This window comes from Mesorhizobium sp. M0166 (assembly GCF_040322255.1).
Taxonomy (GTDB): Bacteria; Pseudomonadota; Alphaproteobacteria; order Rhizobiales; family Rhizobiaceae; genus Mesorhizobium.
The window spans coordinates 66418-81840 of the sequence record NZ_JAMYTD010000003.1 but is presented as its reverse complement, the minus strand read 5'-3'; the positions used below and the strand labels follow the sequence as shown (position 1 = coordinate 81840).

Here is a 15423-nt window from a genome sequence, read left to right as displayed (position 1 = left end):
GGAGAACGCTGATGCCTGCTGTGCAGGAGACGATCGATCGAGTCCGAAAGATCGATGTCGACCAGTATAAATACGGATTCCAGACCGAAATCGCGATGGACAAGGCCCCCAAGGGCCTGAGCGAAGACATTATCCGCTTCATTTCGGCGAAGAAGGACGAGCCGTCCTGGATGCTTGAATGGCGCCTGGAAGCCTATCGCCGCTGGCTGACGCTGGACGAGCCGAAATGGGCGCGCGTCCACTATCCCAAAATCGATTTCCAGGATCTCTATTATTACGCCGCGCCCAAGAGCACGCCCGGACCGACTTCGCTCAGCGAGGTCGATCCCGAACTGCTGAAGGTCTATGAGAAGCTCGGCATTCCGCTCCGGGAGCAGGAAATCCTCGCTGGCGTGCAGAAGACCGATGCGTCGGAGTTCGAGGAAGCCAGCGACAACGTCTACAAGTCGGGCCGCGTCGCCGTCGACGCGGTGTTCGATTCGGTCTCCGTCGTCACCACCTTCAAGAAGGAACTGGCGCAGGCCGGCGTTATCTTCTGCTCGATCTCGGAAGCCATCCGCGAGCATCCGGAACTGGTGAAGAAATATCTCGGCTCGGTCGTGCCGACCTCCGACAATTTCTACGCGACGCTGAATTCGGCCGTGTTCACCGACGGTTCCTTCGTCTTCGTGCCCAAGGGCGTGCGCTGCCCGATGGAACTGTCGACCTATTTCCGCATGAACGAGAAGAACACCGGCCAGTTCGAGCGCACGCTGATCATCGCCGAGGAGGGGGCTTACGTCTCCTATCTCGAAGGCTGCACGGCGCCGCAACGCGACGAGAACCAGCTTCATGCCGCGGTGGTCGAGCTGATCGCGCTCGACGATGCCGAGATCAAATATTCGACGGTGCAGAACTGGTATCCCGGCGATGCCGAGGGCAAGGGCGGCATCTATAATTTCGTCACCAAGCGCGGCGACTGCCGTGGCCATCGTTCGAAGATTTCGTGGACGCAGGTCGAGACCGGCTCGGCTATCACCTGGAAATATCCGAGCTGCATCCTGCGCGGCGACGATTCCAGCGGCGAGTTCTATTCGATCGCCGTCTCGAACGGCTACCAGCAGGTCGACAGCGGCACCAAGATGATCCATCTCGGCAAGAACACGTCGAGCCGCATCATCTCCAAGGGCATTGCCGCCGGCTTCTCGCAAAACACCTATCGCGGCCAGGTATCGGCGCACCGCAAGGCGACCAACGCCCGCAACTTCACCAATTGCGATTCCCTGCTGATCGGCGACCAATGCGGCGCACACACCGTGCCCTACATGGAAGCCAAGAATTCGACGGCGCAGTTCGAGCACGAAGCCACCACCTCGAAGATTTCCGAGGACCAGAAATTCTACGTCATGCAGCGCGGCATCCCGGAAGAAGAGGCGATCGCGCTGATCGTCAACGGCTTTGTCAAGGACGTCATCCAGCAACTGCCGATGGAGTTCGCGGTCGAGGCGCAGAAGCTGATCGGGATTAGCCTTGAGGGCTCGGTCGGCTGACCGGATAAGAATTTTCAGGAAAGAAAAAAATGCTTGAAATCAGAAACCTCCATGCCCGTATCGTCGATGACGGCACCGAGATCATTCGCGGCCTGAACCTGACGGTCAGGGCCGGCGAGGTTGCCGCCATCATGGGTCCGAACGGCTCGGGGAAATCGACCTTGTCCTACATCCTCGCCGGCCGCGAGGACTATGAGGTCACCGAAGGCGACATCCTCTACAACGGCCAGTCGATCCTCGAAATGGATCCGGCCGAGCGCGCTACCGCGGGCATCTTCCTCGCCTTCCAGTATCCTATGGAGATACCGGGCGTGGCGACCATGGAATTCCTGAAAGTTGCGATGAACGAGCAGCGCAAGGCGCGCGGCCAGGAACCGCTAAAAATCCCGGAATTCCTCAAGCGCGTGAAGGAAGCGGCGGCCTCGCTCAACATGGACATGGCGATGCTGAAGCGGCCGCTCAATGTCGGCTTTTCCGGCGGCGAGAAGAAGCGCGCGGAGATCCTGCAGATGAAGCTGCTGGAGCCGAAGCTGTGTGTCCTCGACGAGACCGATTCCGGGCTCGACATCGACGCGTTGAAGATCGTCGCGGACGGCGTCAACACGCTGCGCTCGCCGGACCGGGCCATCGTCGTCATCACCCACTACCAGCGCCTGCTCCAATACATCGTGCCGGATACGGTGCACGTGCTCTACAGGGGCCAGGTGATCAAGTCGGGCGACAAGTCGCTGGCGCTCGACCTCGAGGCCAATGGCTATGCCGGCGTGATCGGGCAAGCCGCGTGAGATGCCAGCAGGCCCGGAAGGCAAGCCAAACAAGGCGATACTGATGAATATGCACACGACACCCCAGCGAACATTGGCCGAAACGGCGCTGATCGACGCCTTTGGCGAGCGGCTGTCGCTGCTGCCCGGCGACGGCGCGGTGATGCTGAAGCGCGACGACGCCATTGAGGCGATCAAGAGCGGCCTGCCGACGCGGCGCATCGAATCCTGGCATTATACGGACCTGCGCCGGCTGCTGACCTCGGTGCCGGACTTCGATCCGGCAGCGGTCGCGAAAGCCATTGCGCCGATCGTCGAAGGCTCCAGCGTTTTGCCGGTGCTGAACGGCGTTTCGAGTACGAAACTGCCCGATATCGAAGGCGTTGTCGTGCAGCGCCTGTCGGAGAAGCTGACCGACGGCAGCGCAGCACCTGGGTTGGATTCCTATGGCAGCGACGACGCCATAGGCGCGCTGAACACTGCCTTTGTTGCCGACGGCTATTTCGTCGACATCGCTGACGGTACCCAACTGGAAAAGCCGCTCGAACTGCAGAATTTGCAGGCCGGTGGCCAGACGCATGTACGCCTGACCATCCGTGTCGGTGCCGGCGCCAATGCTGTCATCGTCGAACGCCAGGCAGGCGAGGGGGCGGCGCTGGTCAGTTCGGTCAGCCAGCTTGTGCTTGGCGAGGGCGCCGAGGTGACATGGCTGGTCGTGCAGGAGCAGCCGGATACGGCAACGCATCTCGCCCAGTTCAAGGCGCATCTCGGCAAGAATTCGAAACTGACGCTGTTCGTGATGAATGCCGGCGGCAAGCTGGTCCGCCAGGAGGTCGTTGTGAAGACGACCGGCGAGGGCGCCGAATTCACGCTGCGCGGCATCAATCTGCTCGCCGGCGACACCCATACCGACGTCACCATGGTGCTCGACCATGCCGTGCCGCATACTGCGTCGACCGAAGTCATCCGCAACGTGGTGACCGGCAAGGCGCGCGGCGTCTTCCAGGGCCGCATCAACGTCCACCAATATGCGCAGAAGACCAACGCCAAGATGGCCTGCAACACGCTGCTTCTGTCGGATGACGGCGAGTTCTCGACCAAGCCGGAGCTTGAAATCTTCGCCGACGACGTTGTCTGCGGCCATGGCGCGACCGTCACCGAGATCGACCACAGCCATCTGTTCTACCTGATGGCGCGCGGCATCGACGAGAAGACCGCACGCGGCTTGCTGGTCAAGGCCTTCGTCGCCGAAGTGATCGAGGAACTGGACGACGAGGCGATCGTCGAGGCGCTGGAAGCACGTCTCGACAACTGGTTCGTGGCGCATGGGTGAGTGGCTCAAGACTCCGGCGTCATCCTCGGGCTTGTCCCGAGGATCTGCCGCGTGGACGAGGAACTGGCAAAATCCGAGGGCTAGTAGATCCTCGGGACAAGCCCGAGGATGACGGTCGAGACGATGGACCAGAAAGTCGAAAACATCCCCTATGACGTCGAGGCGATCCGCCGCGACTTCCCGATCCTGTCGCGGCAGGTCTACGGCAAACCGCTGGTCTATCTCGACAATGGCGCCTCGGCGCAGAAGCCGCAGGCCGTGCTCGACGCTATCCAGCACGCCTATTCCCAGGAATATGCCAACGTCCATCGCGGCCTGCATTTCCTGTCGAATGCGGCGACCGACGCCTATGAGAACGCGCGCAAGATAGTGCAGAGGTTTCTGAACGCACCGAGCACCGACAACATCGTCTTCACCTCGAACACCACGGCGGCGATCAACACGGTCGCCTACGGCTTCGGCATGCCCAATATCGGCGAAGGCGACGAGATCGTGCTTTCGATCATGGAGCACCACTCCAACATCGTGCCGTGGCATTTCATCCGCGAGCGGCAGGGCGCCAAGCTGGTATGGGTGCCGGTCGATGACCTCGGCGTCTTCCACATCGAGGAATTCGAAAAGCGGCTGACAGACCGGACAAAGCTGGTTGCCATCACCCATATGTCGAATGCGCTGGGCACGGTGACGCCGATCAAGGAGATCGTGCGCATCGCGCACGCCCGCGGCATTCCGGTGCTGGTCGACGGCAGCCAGAGCGCCGTGCATATGCCGATCGACGTGCAGGATCTCGACTGCGATTTCTTCGTCTTCACCGGCCACAAGGTCTATGGCCCGTCGGGCATCGGCGTGCTCTACGGCAAGAAGGATATGCTGGAGCGGATGCGCCCGTTCATGGGCGGCGGCGAGATGATCGAGGAGGTGACCCAAGACATCGTCACCTACAACGACCCGCCGCACCGTTTCGAGGCCGGCACGCCGCCGATCGTGCAGGCGATCGGGCTTGGTGCTGCGCTGGAATACATGGAAAAGATCGGCCGCGAGCGCATCGCCGCGCATGAGGCCGATCTGAAGGATTATGCGCATCAAAAACTGCGCGCCATCAATTCGCTGCGCATCTTCGGCGATGCGCCGGGCAAGGGTGCCATCATCTCGTTCGAGCTGCAGGGCATCCACGCCCATGACGTGTCGATGGTCATCGACAGGCAGGGCGTGGCGGTCCGCGCCGGCACGCATTGCGCCCAGCCGCTGTTGAAACGCTTCGGCGTAACATCCACATGCAGGGCATCGTTCGGCATGTACAATACCAGGGCTGAAGTCGATGCTTTGGCCGATGCGCTGGAAAAGGCGCGAAAGTTCTTCGGGTGACGATCATGGATGATGCCAGCCACACCGCCGAGACCGCTTCGGAAACGACGACCAATGCGGCGGTTTCCGGATCGACGATTCCCGCCGACGAACTGGCGCGGCTGACCGACGACATCGTCTCGGCGCTGAAGACGGTCTATGACCCGGAAATCCCGGCCGACATCTACGAACTCGGCCTCGTCTACAAGATCGACATCGAGGACGACCGCTCGGTCAAGATCGACATGACGCTGACCGCGCCGGGCTGCCCGGTGGCCGGCGAAATGCCGGGCTGGGTGGAGAATGCCGTCGGCGCCGTCGAAGGCGTCTCCGGCGTCGAGGTCAACATGACCTTCGATCCCCCCTGGTCGCCCGACCGTATGTCGGAAGAGGCGCAGGTGGCGGTTGGGTGGTACTAGCATCCGACCAGCCAGAGGCTGGCGCACTTGCGCCGGGTACAAAACTTCACCATTTTAGGTGAGGAATCATTCGGCAGGCCTTGAACCTGCGCGCAATGGAGAAGGAAAAAGATGGGACGCTTCGCCGTCATCACGATGACCGAAAAGGCCGCCGACCGGGTGCGCGAGATCGTCGCGACCCGTGAGAATGCGCACGGCATTCGCCTTGGCATCAAGAAGGGCGGCTGCGCCGGCATGGAATATACGGTCGATCTGGTGACCGAACCCAACACCAAAGACGACCATATCGAGCGCGACGGCGCCCACGTCTATGTCGCGCCGGAGGCAGCGCTTTTCCTGTTCGGCACCGAGATGGACTTCGAGCAGACGACGCTGCGCACCGGCTTCACCTTCCGCAACCCGAACCAGAGTTCGGCCTGCGGCTGCGGCGAATCGGTCGAGTTGAAGCCGGCTGATCTGAAGGCACTGGCCGAGGCCCGCGCTTCAGCTTGATTTTCCTTCGCCGTTCCCGGCGGCAATCGCATACGGAGAGCCCCCTCATCCGGCCCTTCGGGCCACCTTCTCCGCGATGGGGAGAAGAGGCTGGCGCCAGCGCTGGCGACTTCCTCTCCCCTCGGGGAGAGGTCTGATTGCCCCGAATTGCCCTTCGCAATTCGGTTGGCAATCCGGGTGAGGGGGCGCTTGTCCATATGCGATAGCTCTGCCGTAAACGGGGAGAAGAACGCTAATCCACCCACATCCCCGTTCGCTTGTGCCAGTCTGCGATCGACTCCTCCGGGTAGACATCGAAAACCTTGTCGCCCTTGCCGATATCCGGCTCGACCCAGTTCGCCTTGTATTTCAGCATCAGATGCACCTTCTCCGGCGGCTTCGGCAGGTCGGTGTCGATCGCCGAGGCAAACGGATGCACCAGCTCCGGCCAGGTCGGATCGTAGAGCCAGAGCGCCGTCCCGCATTTCGTGCAGAAATTCCGTTCGCCCGTCGAGATCTCGCGTTGCGGGTGCTCGTCGTCCTCGATCTCGGCGCGGTAGACGCCGAGATGGCGCTTGCCCTGGATTTTCAGCGTCTCGTAATCGGCGCCGAGATTGATGGCGAAACCGCCACCGCCCTGCTGCTTGCGGCAGATCGAGCAATAGCACAGCATGAACGGCACCGGCGTGTGGCTTTCCACCTCGAAACGCACGGCATTGCACCGGCAGGACCCCTTGAGCAGAAGCGGCATGAAAAAACTCCGACGAAATTGATTCTGAACTTGTCAGGATGGTGCCGGTTGCGTCGATGACAAGGGGAAATCCTGGTGACATGATCGCCGCATGGACAACGAGCGCATAGAAGAGCTTTTCGAAGGCCTCGGCCCGGTCAGCATCCGCAAGCTGTTCGGCGGCAAGGGCATCTATTTCGACGGCGTCATCGTCGCCATCGTCATCCGTGGCGAACTGATGCTGAAGGCCGACGCGGAAAGCGCCCCGGATTTCGAAGTGGCCGGCTGCCGGCAATGGACTTATACCGGCTCGCGCCACGGCAAGCTCGTGTCGATGCCCTATTGGAGCGTTCCCGACAGCGCGTTCGACGATCCCGACGAGATGGCGATCTGGGCACGCCGCGCCTACGAAGCGGGACGGCGCGCCGGCAAATAGGCTGCGTCACGCTTCGGCATTCCGGGCCGCATTTCACGCCAGTTCCCGCGCCTCGGGCACGAGCGCCAGCGCCTCGGCAAAGCTGGCGCTGGTGAAGGCGGCGCTCTCGACGGCGAGCGCCGCGGCGGCAATGCCTTCGCGCAGTGCCGCGCGCAGCGTCAGGCCGCGCAGCAGGGCAGCGATCGTGGCGCCGGCCAATGCGTCGCCGGCGCCGGCAGCATCGGTCCGCTTTTGCAGCGGCGGTGGCGAGATCGAGAACGCGCCCAATTCGTCGAAACCGAGCACCGGTCCGTCGCCGGCGGTGATCACGCCGCTTTTCAGGCCGGCGCGTCTCAGGCCGTCGATGACGCCTTGATCGTCAGCATCGATATCGGTGCCGGCAAGCACGCCGGCCTCGCGCCAGTTCATGAACGCCATCGCCAGACGGTCGAGCACCGGCGTCAGCCGCGTCGCTTTGCTGGGCGAGACGGCAAGCGCAAACACCGGCTTGCCGGCGGCGAGTACCGCCAGCCGCTCCAGCGCGGAAGACGGCAGGTTGGCGTCACACAGCACCGCGTCGGCCGAACCGATGGCTTCCCGCACCTTGGCGCGGCGGATCTGCTTGGGAAGCGCCAGCTCGTAGAGCACCATGTCGGCAAGGCCGGCGATCAGCCCGCCGTCGCTATCGATCAGCATCGTATGGCTTGGCGTTGCCCGGTCGAGGAACACCGCCGACAGGTCGGCGATGCCGGCCTCGGCGACGGCGCGTAACACCGTGTCGCCCAGGGCATCGCCGCCGCGCACCGAAAGCAGCGAGGCCGAGACGCCGCGCCGCACCGCCCAGCGCAGGGCATTGAAGACGGCACCGCCGACATGCTCGCGCATCGTGCCGGGGTTGGAAGCGGCCGGCACGAAGGCGCCGGCAACCCGGCCGCGCCGCTCGATATAGGCGCCGCCCACGGCCAGGATCGTCGGGGAGTTCATCATGCCGGCAAAATGCCCTTTGCTGTTGCCCGGGAGGAGACTAGGTCGCCGGGCGGAACCCTGCAATCGCGGCTCCGATTCGGCTGATGACCGCAACGGCGCCGCATGCGAGGCGGGACACATCCGGAAGCAAAATTGCGAAACAAAAATAGAACAAATATGGATATCCGTTGTTTTTCAAACCCTTGGCGCTCATTGACAAATGAGAACAAATGAGGTACATTCTTTTTAGGGATCGCGGGATTGTCCGGCCTCCATTGACGACCACGGGGTGATGTATCATGGCTCAGAATTCTTTGCGGCTTGTAGAGGACAAAGCGGTGGACAAATCAAAGGCTCTGGATGCGGCGCTGTCGCAAATCGAGCGTGCCTTCGGCAAGGGCTCGATCATGCGGCTCGGCGCGAACGAGCAGGTCGTCGAGATCGAAACGGTGCCGACCGGCTCGCTTGGGCTGGACATCGCGCTTGGCGTCGGCGGCCTGCCGCGCGGCCGCATCGTCGAGATCTACGGCCCGGAAAGCTCGGGCAAGACGACGCTGGCGCTGCACACGGTGGCCGAAGCCCAGAAGAAGGGCGGCATCTGCGCCTTCGTCGATGCCGAGCACGCGCTCGACCCGGTCTATGCCCGCAAGCTCGGCGTCGATCTCGAAAACCTGCTGATCTCGCAGCCCGATACCGGCGAGCAGGCGCTGGAGATCTGCGACACGCTGGTGCGCTCCGGCGCCATCGACGTGCTGGTGGTCGATTCGGTGGCGGCGTTGACGCCGCGGGCGGAAATCGAAGGCGAGATGGGCGATTCGCTGCCCGGCCTGCAGGCCCGCCTGATGAGCCAGGCACTGCGCAAGCTCACCGCCTCGATCTCGCGCTCCAACACCATGGTCATCTTCATCAACCAGATACGCATGAAGATCGGCGTCATGTTCGGTTCGCCCGAGACGACGACCGGCGGCAATGCGCTGAAATTCTATGCCTCGGTCCGCCTCGACATCCGCCGTATCGGCTCGGTCAAGGATCGCGACGAGGTCGTCGGCAACCAGACCCGCGTCAAGGTCGTCAAGAACAAGCTGGCGCCGCCCTTCAAGGTGGTCGAGTTCGACATCATGTATGGCGAGGGCGTCTCCAAGACCGGCGAGCTGGTCGATCTCGGCGTCAAGGCGGGCGTGGTCGAAAAGTCGGGCGCCTGGTTCTCCTATAATTCGCAGCGTCTTGGCCAGGGCCGCGAAAACGCAAAACTGTTCCTGCGCGACAATCCCGACACGGCGCGCGAGATCGAATTGGCGCTGCGGCAGAATGCCGGGCTGATCGCCGAGAAATTCCTCGAAAACGGCGGCTCCGAAAGCAGCGACGACGGCTTCGAGGACGACGCCGGGGTCATGTAGGGCAAGCGACGTCTCGCGGAGCATCAGACCGGTTTGGATTTGATGTTTTGATTCTGAGTTTGTGTAATCGATGCGTTTCGAACCGCCGGCTCCGTGCCGGCGGTTCGCGTTTGACGGCGAGGCAGACGCGTTTCAAAGCGCTGGTGAACGCCGGGATTTGAGCACATTTGGTGTTTCTGGACAGGCTGCGGTGCGACCGCTAAAAGGCCATGTCTATTTTCCGCCGGCAGCCGGCGGTTCTCTCGAAAAGGCAGTATTCATGAGTGGCGTCAACGAGATCCGGTCGGCATTTCTCGACTATTTTCGCAAGGAAGGTCACGAGGTCGTCGCGTCGAGCCCGCTGGTGCCGCGCAACGACCCGACGCTGATGTTCACCAATGCCGGCATGGTGCAGTTCAAGAACGTTTTCACCGGTCTGGAGAAGTGGCCGTATTCGCGCGCCACGACCGCCCAGAAGAGTGTTCGCGCCGGCGGCAAGCACAACGACCTCGACAATGTCGGCTACACCGCGCGTCACCTGACCTTCTTCGAGATGCTCGGCAACTTCTCCTTCGGCGACTATTTCAAGGAGCGGGCCATAGAGCTTGCCTGGAACCTGATCACCGGGGAGTTCGGGCTGAAGAAGGACAAGCTGCTGGTCACCGTCTACCACACCGACGACGAGGCGGCCTCGTACTGGAAGAAGATCGCCGGCCTTTCGGACGATCGCATCATCCGCATCGCGACTTCGGACAACTTCTGGGCAATGGGTGACACCGGACCTTGCGGGCCGTGTTCGGAGATATTCATCGACCGTGGCGAGCACATCTGGGGCGGCCCCCCCGGCAGCCCCGAGGAGGATGGCGACCGTTTCCTTGAATTCTGGAACCTGGTGTTCATGCAGTACGAACAGGTGACGAAGGACGAACGCGTCGACCTGCCGCGTCCGTCCATCGACACGGGCATGGGCCTCGAGCGCATGGCCTCTATCCTGCAAGGGGTTGAAAGCGTCTTCGAGACCGACCTGTTCCGCCACCTGATCGACGCTGCATCGTCTGCGCTTGGCAAAGGTCCGGATGCGGACACCGTCGCATCGTTCCGCGTCATCGCCGATCATTTGCGTTCGTCCTGCTTCCTGGTCGCCGACGGCGTGCTGCCGTCCAACGAAGGCCGCGGCTATGTGCTTCGCCGCATCATGCGCCGTGCCATGCGCCACGCGCAGTTGCTCGGCGCCCGCGATCCGCTGATGTGGCGCCTGGTGCCGGCGCTGGTCCGCGAGATGGGCCAAGCCTACCCGGAACTGGTGCGCGGCGAACAGATGATCACCGAGACGCTGAAGCTGGAGGAAACTCGTTTCCGCAAGACGCTGGTGCGCGGCTTGGGCTTGCTTTCGGAGGCGACGGAAAAGCTGGCATCCGGCGACATGCTGGATGGCGAAACAGCGTTCAAGCTCTACGACACCTATGGCTTTCCGCTCGATCTGACGCAGGATGCGCTGCGCCAGCGCAACATCTCGGTCAACCTTGCCGGCTTCACCGAGGCGATGGAGCGGCAGAAGGCGGAGGCGCGCAAAAGCTGGGCTGGTTCCGGTGAGGCCGCAACCGAGACGGTATGGTTCGCGGTGCGTGAGGAGAACGGCGCCACCGAATTCCTGGGTTATGAGACCGAGCAGGCGGAAGGCCTCATCCAGGCGCTGGTCAGGGACGGCAAGACCGTCGACAGTGCCGGCAAGGGCGACGCCGTTGCCGTGGTTGTCAACCAGACGCCGTTCTATGGCGAGTCCGGTGGCCAGATGGGCGATACCGGCGTCATTTCGGGCGACGGGTTCTCGATCGAGATATCCGATACCCAAAAGAAGGCCGATGGGCTTTTCGTCCATCTCGGCAAGGTGGCCAACGGCACCGTCAAGACGGGTGCGACCGTCGAGCTGAAGGTGGACCACGCGCGTCGCTCCAGGCTGCGCGCGAACCATTCCGCCACGCATCTGATCCATGAGGCGCTGCGCGAGGTGCTGGGTACGCATGTCGCGCAGAAGGGCTCGCTGGTCGCGCCCGAGCGTCTGCGCTTCGACATTTCGCACAACAAGCCGATCTCGCCGGACGAGCTCGAAGAGGTCGAGCGCATGGCAAACGAGATCGTCGTTCAGAATAGCCCTGTAACCACGCGCCTGATGTCGGTCGACGACGCCATTGCCGAAGGCGCCATGGCGCTGTTTGGCGAGAAATATGGCGACGAAGTGCGCGTCGTTTCGATGGGCACGGGCTTGCATGGCGCCAAGGCCAACCGGCCCTATTCGGTCGAGCTATGCGGCGGCACCCATGTCAGGGCAACCGGCGATATCGGTCTGGTGCGCATCGTATCCGACAGTGCGGTCGCTGCCGGCGTGCGCCGCATCGAGGCGTTGACCGGCGAGGCGGCCAGAAAGCATCTCGACGAACAGGACAAGCGGCTGAAGGCAGCCGCCGCCGCGCTGAAGATTTCGCCGGCGAATGTGCCGGCCCGCGTCGAGGCGCTGCTCGACGAGCGCAAGAAGCTCGAAAAGGAGCTGACCGAGGCGCGCAAGAAGCTGGCGCTCGGCGATCGCTCGCCAGCCGGTGTGCCTGCGGAAAACGAAACCATTGCCGGTGTCGGTTTTCTCGGCAAGGCGGTATCGGGCGTCTCGCCAAAGGATCTGAAGCCGCTGGCCGATGCCGGCAAGAAGTCGCTCGGCTCCGGCATCGTCGTCTTTGTCGGCGCGGGCGAGGACAACAAGGCGAGCGTCGTCGTCGCCGTCACCGATGATCTGACCGGCCGCTTCAGCGCCATCGATCTGGTGCGCGTCGCGTCCGCGGCATTGGGCGGGCAGGGCGGCGGCGGCCGACCCGATATGGCTCAGGCCGGCGGCCCGGACGCCTCGAAGGCCGAAGACGCGATCGCTGCGGTGAAAGCGGCTCTCGAAGCGGCGTGAACCTGCACCGGGGCGGCACGGCCGAACTGGCGCGCCGCCCAGCGGAGATCTTTGAGGGCCGATATGCCGACGCTGACGATGTATCAGGTCGATGCGTTTGCCGAACGGGCCTTCCAGGGCAACCCTGCCGCCGTTCTCCTTCTGGAGGAGTGGCTGTCGGAGGAGGTAATGCAGGCCATTGCCAACGAAAACAATCTTGCTGAAACGGCGTTCGTGCGGCCGAATGGCAAAGGGTGGGATTTGCGCTGGTTCACGCCGGTCCATGAAGTCGACTTCTGCGGCCATGCCACTCTTGCGGCCGCCCATGTGCTGGCTACCGAATACAATGGTCAGGGCGAAATGGCCTTCGCCACCCGGGTGGGCGAGCTGCGGGTTTCCCGGCGGGAAGGGACCTATCAGCTCGATCTGCCGTGTTTTCCGCCGCAGCCCATCGAGGAAGAGCTGAACTCGGCTCTGCAAACAATATTGCCTCAGCGGCCGGTTGCGAGCTTCCGCAATTTCGAGAACCTGTTTGTCGAGCTTGCCGACGAGACAACCGTGCGATCTTTCGTTCCCGATCTGCTCAGGATCGGACGTTTTCATCCTCTCGGCCTGGTCATTACCGCGCCTGGGCGAGTCCACGATTTCGTCTCCCGTTACTTCGTGCCCGGAGCAGGCATTCCCGAGGATCCGGTAACCGGCTCCATTCATGCGACGCTGGTGCCGTACTGGGCTGAAAAGCTCGGCAAGACGCATCTGTCGGCATTCCAATGCTCGCAGCGCGGCGGGCATTTGCTATGCGAGCTGGCCGGAGATCGCGTGCTGATCACAGGCCGTGCGAGGACCTTCATGAAGGCGGAGGTCTACCTTCCCGATTGAGCGGTATTTCGCAGTGGGTCGCCTTCGGCGAAGCTGCCGATCTCCCCCCTTGCGGGGGAGATGCCGGGCAGGGCAGAGGGGGGTGCTGTCCCTCCGGCTTGCCAGCCCAATCGGAGCCATGTTCTCAGGCCGTTCCCAGTTGGAAGGATCAGTCGAAGGTTGGCGATCCTTCATACCCCCCTCTGTCCTGCCGGACATCTCCCCCGCAAGGGGGGAGATTGGATGTCACTTCGGCTTTCGCTAGTCACCAGAGGGGCCTATTGCCGAACGCTTGTCTCCTCACCCTGCCTTTTCGGTTTTCGCAAAACTCGCGCGTTGAGTGATGCGCGCATACCAATCCCGAATATCGGCAAACTCGGCCAGCAATTTTCGCCCCTCGGCCACCTTGACGAAATAGCCGATGATTGGCGCGGCGTGCAGGTCGGCCAGCGTCAGGTCCGTCCCCAACAGCCAAGGCCCTTCGGCTTTCAGCGAAGAGAGCGCCTGCAGCGTTGTTCTCGCCTGCCGCAAACCGTTGGCGATCACGGCTTCGTCGGGCGGCGTTTTTTCCAGCCGCTCGACCGCCACATCCCAGACCATGGCCCTGTAGGCGTAGCCATCGAGCAGGCCGGTGATCTGGTTCATGCGTGCTCGAGGCCGGGCTCCGGCCGGCTGCAGCGCCGGGCCGTCAAAGGCTTCGTCGACATAACGGGCAATCGCGCCGGTCTCGTAGAGGCGAAAGCCGTCATGCTCGAAGGCCGGGATGCGGCCGAACGGCTGGTGCTCGAAGTACCAGCCGGGAATGCCGTCCGCCGCAAAGATGTCGACGGGAACGAGCTCGTAGCCGCCGCCCTTTTCCTCCAATACCAGCCGGACGATGCGCACATAGACGCTGTAGTCCGCGCCGTAGACGACGGGCTTGCCCATGTGGGTTGGGCTCAGGCCATCGCCTTCTGCAAATTCTCGTCGATCTTGTCGAGGAAGCCGGTGGTCGAAAGCCATGGCTGGTCGGGGCCGATCAGCAGCGACAAGTCCTTGGTCATGAAGCCGGACTCGACCGTCTGGATGCAGACCTTTTCCAGGGTCTCGGCAAAGCGCTTCAGTTCGGCATTGTCGTCGAGCTTGGCGCGATGCGCGAGGCCGCGCGTCCAGGCGAAGATCGAGGCGATCGAATTGGTCGAGGTCTCCTCGCCCTTCTGGTGCTGGCGATAGTGGCGGGTAACGGTGCCGTGCGCGGCTTCCGCCTCGACGGTCTTGCCGTCCGGCGTCATCAGCACCGAGGTCATCAGGCCGAGCGAGCCGAAGCCTTGCGCCACCGTGTCGGACTGCACGTCGCCGTCATAATTCTTGCAGGCCCAGACATAGCCGCCCGACCATTTCAGGCTGGAGGCCACCATGTCGTCGATCAGCCGGTGCTCGTACCAGAGCTTCTTCGCCTTGAATTCGGCTTCGAACTCCGCCTCGTAGACCTCCTGGAAGATGTCCTTGAAGCGGCCGTCATAGGCTTTGAGGATGGTGTTCTTGGTCGAGAGGTAGACGGGGTAATTGCGCAGCAGGCCATAGTTCAGCGAGGCGCGGGCGAATTCGCGGATAGATTCATCGAGATTGTACATGGCCATGGCGACGCCGGCGCCGGGTGCGTCGAACACATCGTGCTCGATCACCTGGCCGTCTTCGCCGACGAATTTGATCGTCAGCTTGCCCTTGCCGGGGAAGCGGAAGTCGGTGGCGCGGTACTGGTCGCCGAAGGCGTGGCGGCCGACGATGATCGGCTTGGTCCAGCCTGGCACCAGCCGCGGCACGTTTTTCATGATGATCGGCTCGCGAAAAATGGTGCCGCCGAGAATGTTGCGGATGGTGCCATTCGGCGACTTCCACATCTTCTTCAGCTTGAATTCCTCGACGCGCTGCTCGTCGGGCGTGATCGTCGCGCATTTCACGCCGACGCCGTATTTCTTGATGGCGTTGGCCGAATCGATGGTCACCTGGTCGTTGGTGGCGTCGCGGTGCTCGATGCCGAGGTCGTAATATTCGAGCTTGAGGTCGAGATAAGGGTGGATCAGCTTGTCCTTGATGAACTGCCAGATGATGCGGGTCATCTCGTCGCCGTCGAGTTCGACGACCGGGTTCGCCACCTTGATCTTCGCCATGGAAAGAATGCCTCGCTTTTGGGGAACGGAACGGCCTTGCCCGCACGGCTGCCGGCCCTGGGATGCGGCCCGTATATCAAAGGCTTTTTGGCCGCGCAAACGGCGAACCACGCCGTGGTGACGGCATTCCTTGCGAAAGCTT

General features: G+C 62.6%; 14 protein-coding genes. 10 read left to right on the top strand and 4 right to left on the bottom strand.

Annotated elements, in window-relative coordinates; all coding sequences use genetic code 11:
* Window positions 1-11 precede the first annotated feature (11 nt).
* The 6 genes from sufB to sufA all read left to right on the top strand — a co-directional run bounded on the left by sufB (window position 12) and on the right by sufA (window position 5881).
* Complete coding sequence (gene sufB, locus NKJ46_RS04975; RefSeq protein ID WP_352662597.1) at window positions 12-1529, top strand: Fe-S cluster assembly protein SufB; 1518 nt, start codon at window positions 12-14, stop codon at window positions 1527-1529.
* Between the two features lie 29 nt (window positions 1530-1558).
* Window positions 1559-2314 carry a Fe-S cluster assembly ATPase SufC gene (sufC, locus tag NKJ46_RS04970; RefSeq protein WP_023674687.1) on the top strand — a complete coding sequence of 252 codons (756 nt, stop codon included), beginning with the start codon at window positions 1559-1561 and terminating at the stop codon, window positions 2312-2314.
* 43 nt (window positions 2315-2357) lie between these two features.
* Window positions 2358-3626, top strand: a complete 1269-nt coding sequence (gene sufD, locus NKJ46_RS04965; protein ID WP_352662594.1) for a Fe-S cluster assembly protein SufD — start codon at window positions 2358-2360, stop codon at window positions 3624-3626.
* 123 nt (window positions 3627-3749) lie between these two features.
* Window positions 3750-4991: a cysteine desulfurase gene (locus NKJ46_RS04960; protein ID WP_352663349.1), complete on the top strand. Its 1242-nt coding sequence runs from the start codon at window positions 3750-3752 to the stop codon at window positions 4989-4991.
* Window positions 4992-4996: 5 nt separating this feature from the next.
* Window positions 4997-5389: an SUF system Fe-S cluster assembly protein gene (locus NKJ46_RS04955; protein WP_292663164.1), complete on the top strand. Its 393-nt coding sequence runs from the start codon at window positions 4997-4999 to the stop codon at window positions 5387-5389.
* Between the two features lie 111 nt (window positions 5390-5500).
* Window positions 5501-5881: a Fe-S cluster assembly scaffold SufA gene (gene sufA, locus NKJ46_RS04950; protein WP_006206001.1), complete on the top strand. Its 381-nt coding sequence runs from the start codon at window positions 5501-5503 to the stop codon at window positions 5879-5881.
* Window positions 5882-6113: 232 nt separating this feature from the next.
* On the opposite strand, the gene NKJ46_RS04945 is transcribed toward sufA, so the two are convergent.
* Window positions 6114-6611 carry a GFA family protein gene (locus NKJ46_RS04945; RefSeq protein WP_352474723.1) on the bottom strand — a complete coding sequence of 166 codons (498 nt, stop codon included), beginning with the start codon at window positions 6609-6611 and terminating at the stop codon, window positions 6114-6116.
* 91 nt (window positions 6612-6702) lie between these two features.
* Between NKJ46_RS04945 and NKJ46_RS04940 the strand changes: the two genes are divergently transcribed.
* Window positions 6703-7026 (top strand): TfoX/Sxy family protein, encoded by a 324-nt coding sequence (locus tag NKJ46_RS04940; RefSeq protein ID WP_352662590.1) that lies wholly within the window; start codon window positions 6703-6705, stop codon window positions 7024-7026.
* A gap of 33 nt (window positions 7027-7059) precedes the next feature.
* On the opposite strand, the gene NKJ46_RS04935 is transcribed toward NKJ46_RS04940, so the two are convergent.
* On the bottom strand, window positions 7060-7992 hold the full coding sequence (locus NKJ46_RS04935; protein ID WP_352662587.1) for a PfkB family carbohydrate kinase: 933 nt from the start codon (window positions 7990-7992) through the stop codon (window positions 7060-7062).
* Window positions 7993-8270: 278 nt separating this feature from the next.
* Between NKJ46_RS04935 and recA the strand changes: the two genes are divergently transcribed.
* From recA to NKJ46_RS04920, 3 genes are all read left to right on the top strand, one after another.
* Window positions 8271-9368, top strand: coding sequence for a recombinase RecA (recA, locus tag NKJ46_RS04930; protein WP_023674696.1), 1098 nt, complete (start codon window positions 8271-8273; stop codon window positions 9366-9368).
* A gap of 259 nt (window positions 9369-9627) precedes the next feature.
* Window positions 9628-12294 (top strand): alanine--tRNA ligase, encoded by a 2667-nt coding sequence (alaS, locus tag NKJ46_RS04925; RefSeq protein WP_352663347.1) that lies wholly within the window; start codon window positions 9628-9630, stop codon window positions 12292-12294.
* Between the two features lie 63 nt (window positions 12295-12357).
* Window positions 12358-13152 carry a PhzF family phenazine biosynthesis protein gene (locus NKJ46_RS04920; RefSeq protein WP_352662585.1) on the top strand — a complete coding sequence of 265 codons (795 nt, stop codon included), beginning with the start codon at window positions 12358-12360 and terminating at the stop codon, window positions 13150-13152.
* 279 nt (window positions 13153-13431) lie between these two features.
* Here NKJ46_RS04920 and NKJ46_RS04915 read toward each other — a convergent pair whose 3' ends face one another.
* Together NKJ46_RS04915 and NKJ46_RS04910 are read right to left on the bottom strand one after the other, a co-directional pair.
* Window positions 13432-14058 (bottom strand): glutathione S-transferase family protein, encoded by a 627-nt coding sequence (locus tag NKJ46_RS04915; RefSeq protein WP_352662582.1) that lies wholly within the window; start codon window positions 14056-14058, stop codon window positions 13432-13434.
* 11 nt (window positions 14059-14069) lie between these two features.
* On the bottom strand, window positions 14070-15281 hold the full coding sequence (locus NKJ46_RS04910) for an NADP-dependent isocitrate dehydrogenase (RefSeq protein ID WP_096445278.1): 1212 nt from the start codon (window positions 15279-15281) through the stop codon (window positions 14070-14072).
* Window positions 15282-15423: the final 142 nt, after the last annotated feature.

What these genes read in the sequence shown, in the direction of transcription:
- NKJ46_RS04935 (WP_352662587.1), bottom strand. Translation starts at nt 7,992, where the DNA reads ATGATGAACTCCCCGACGATCCTGGCCGTGGGCGGCGCCTATATCGAG.
- NKJ46_RS04955 (WP_292663164.1), top strand. Translation starts at nt 4,997, where the DNA reads ATGGATGATGCCAGCCACACCGCCGAGACCGCTTCGGAAACGACGACC.
- NKJ46_RS04920 (WP_352662585.1), top strand. Translation starts at nt 12,358, where the DNA reads ATGCCGACGCTGACGATGTATCAGGTCGATGCGTTTGCCGAACGGGCC.
- NKJ46_RS04910 (WP_096445278.1), bottom strand. Translation starts at nt 15,281, where the DNA reads ATGGCGAAGATCAAGGTGGCGAACCCGGTCGTCGAACTCGACGGCGAC.
- sufA (WP_006206001.1), top strand. Translation starts at nt 5,501, where the DNA reads ATGGGACGCTTCGCCGTCATCACGATGACCGAAAAGGCCGCCGACCGG.
- NKJ46_RS04940 (WP_352662590.1), top strand. Translation starts at nt 6,703, where the DNA reads ATGGACAACGAGCGCATAGAAGAGCTTTTCGAAGGCCTCGGCCCGGTC.
- recA (WP_023674696.1), top strand. Translation starts at nt 8,271, where the DNA reads ATGGCTCAGAATTCTTTGCGGCTTGTAGAGGACAAAGCGGTGGACAAA.
- NKJ46_RS04960 (WP_352663349.1), top strand. Translation starts at nt 3,750, where the DNA reads ATGGACCAGAAAGTCGAAAACATCCCCTATGACGTCGAGGCGATCCGC.
- alaS (WP_352663347.1), top strand. Translation starts at nt 9,628, where the DNA reads ATGAGTGGCGTCAACGAGATCCGGTCGGCATTTCTCGACTATTTTCGC.
- NKJ46_RS04915 (WP_352662582.1), bottom strand. Translation starts at nt 14,058, where the DNA reads ATGGGCAAGCCCGTCGTCTACGGCGCGGACTACAGCGTCTATGTGCGC.
- sufD (WP_352662594.1), top strand. Translation starts at nt 2,358, where the DNA reads ATGAATATGCACACGACACCCCAGCGAACATTGGCCGAAACGGCGCTG.
- NKJ46_RS04945 (WP_352474723.1), bottom strand. Translation starts at nt 6,611, where the DNA reads ATGCCGCTTCTGCTCAAGGGGTCCTGCCGGTGCAATGCCGTGCGTTTC.
- sufC (WP_023674687.1), top strand. Translation starts at nt 1,559, where the DNA reads ATGCTTGAAATCAGAAACCTCCATGCCCGTATCGTCGATGACGGCACC.
- sufB (WP_352662597.1), top strand. Translation starts at nt 12, where the DNA reads ATGCCTGCTGTGCAGGAGACGATCGATCGAGTCCGAAAGATCGATGTC.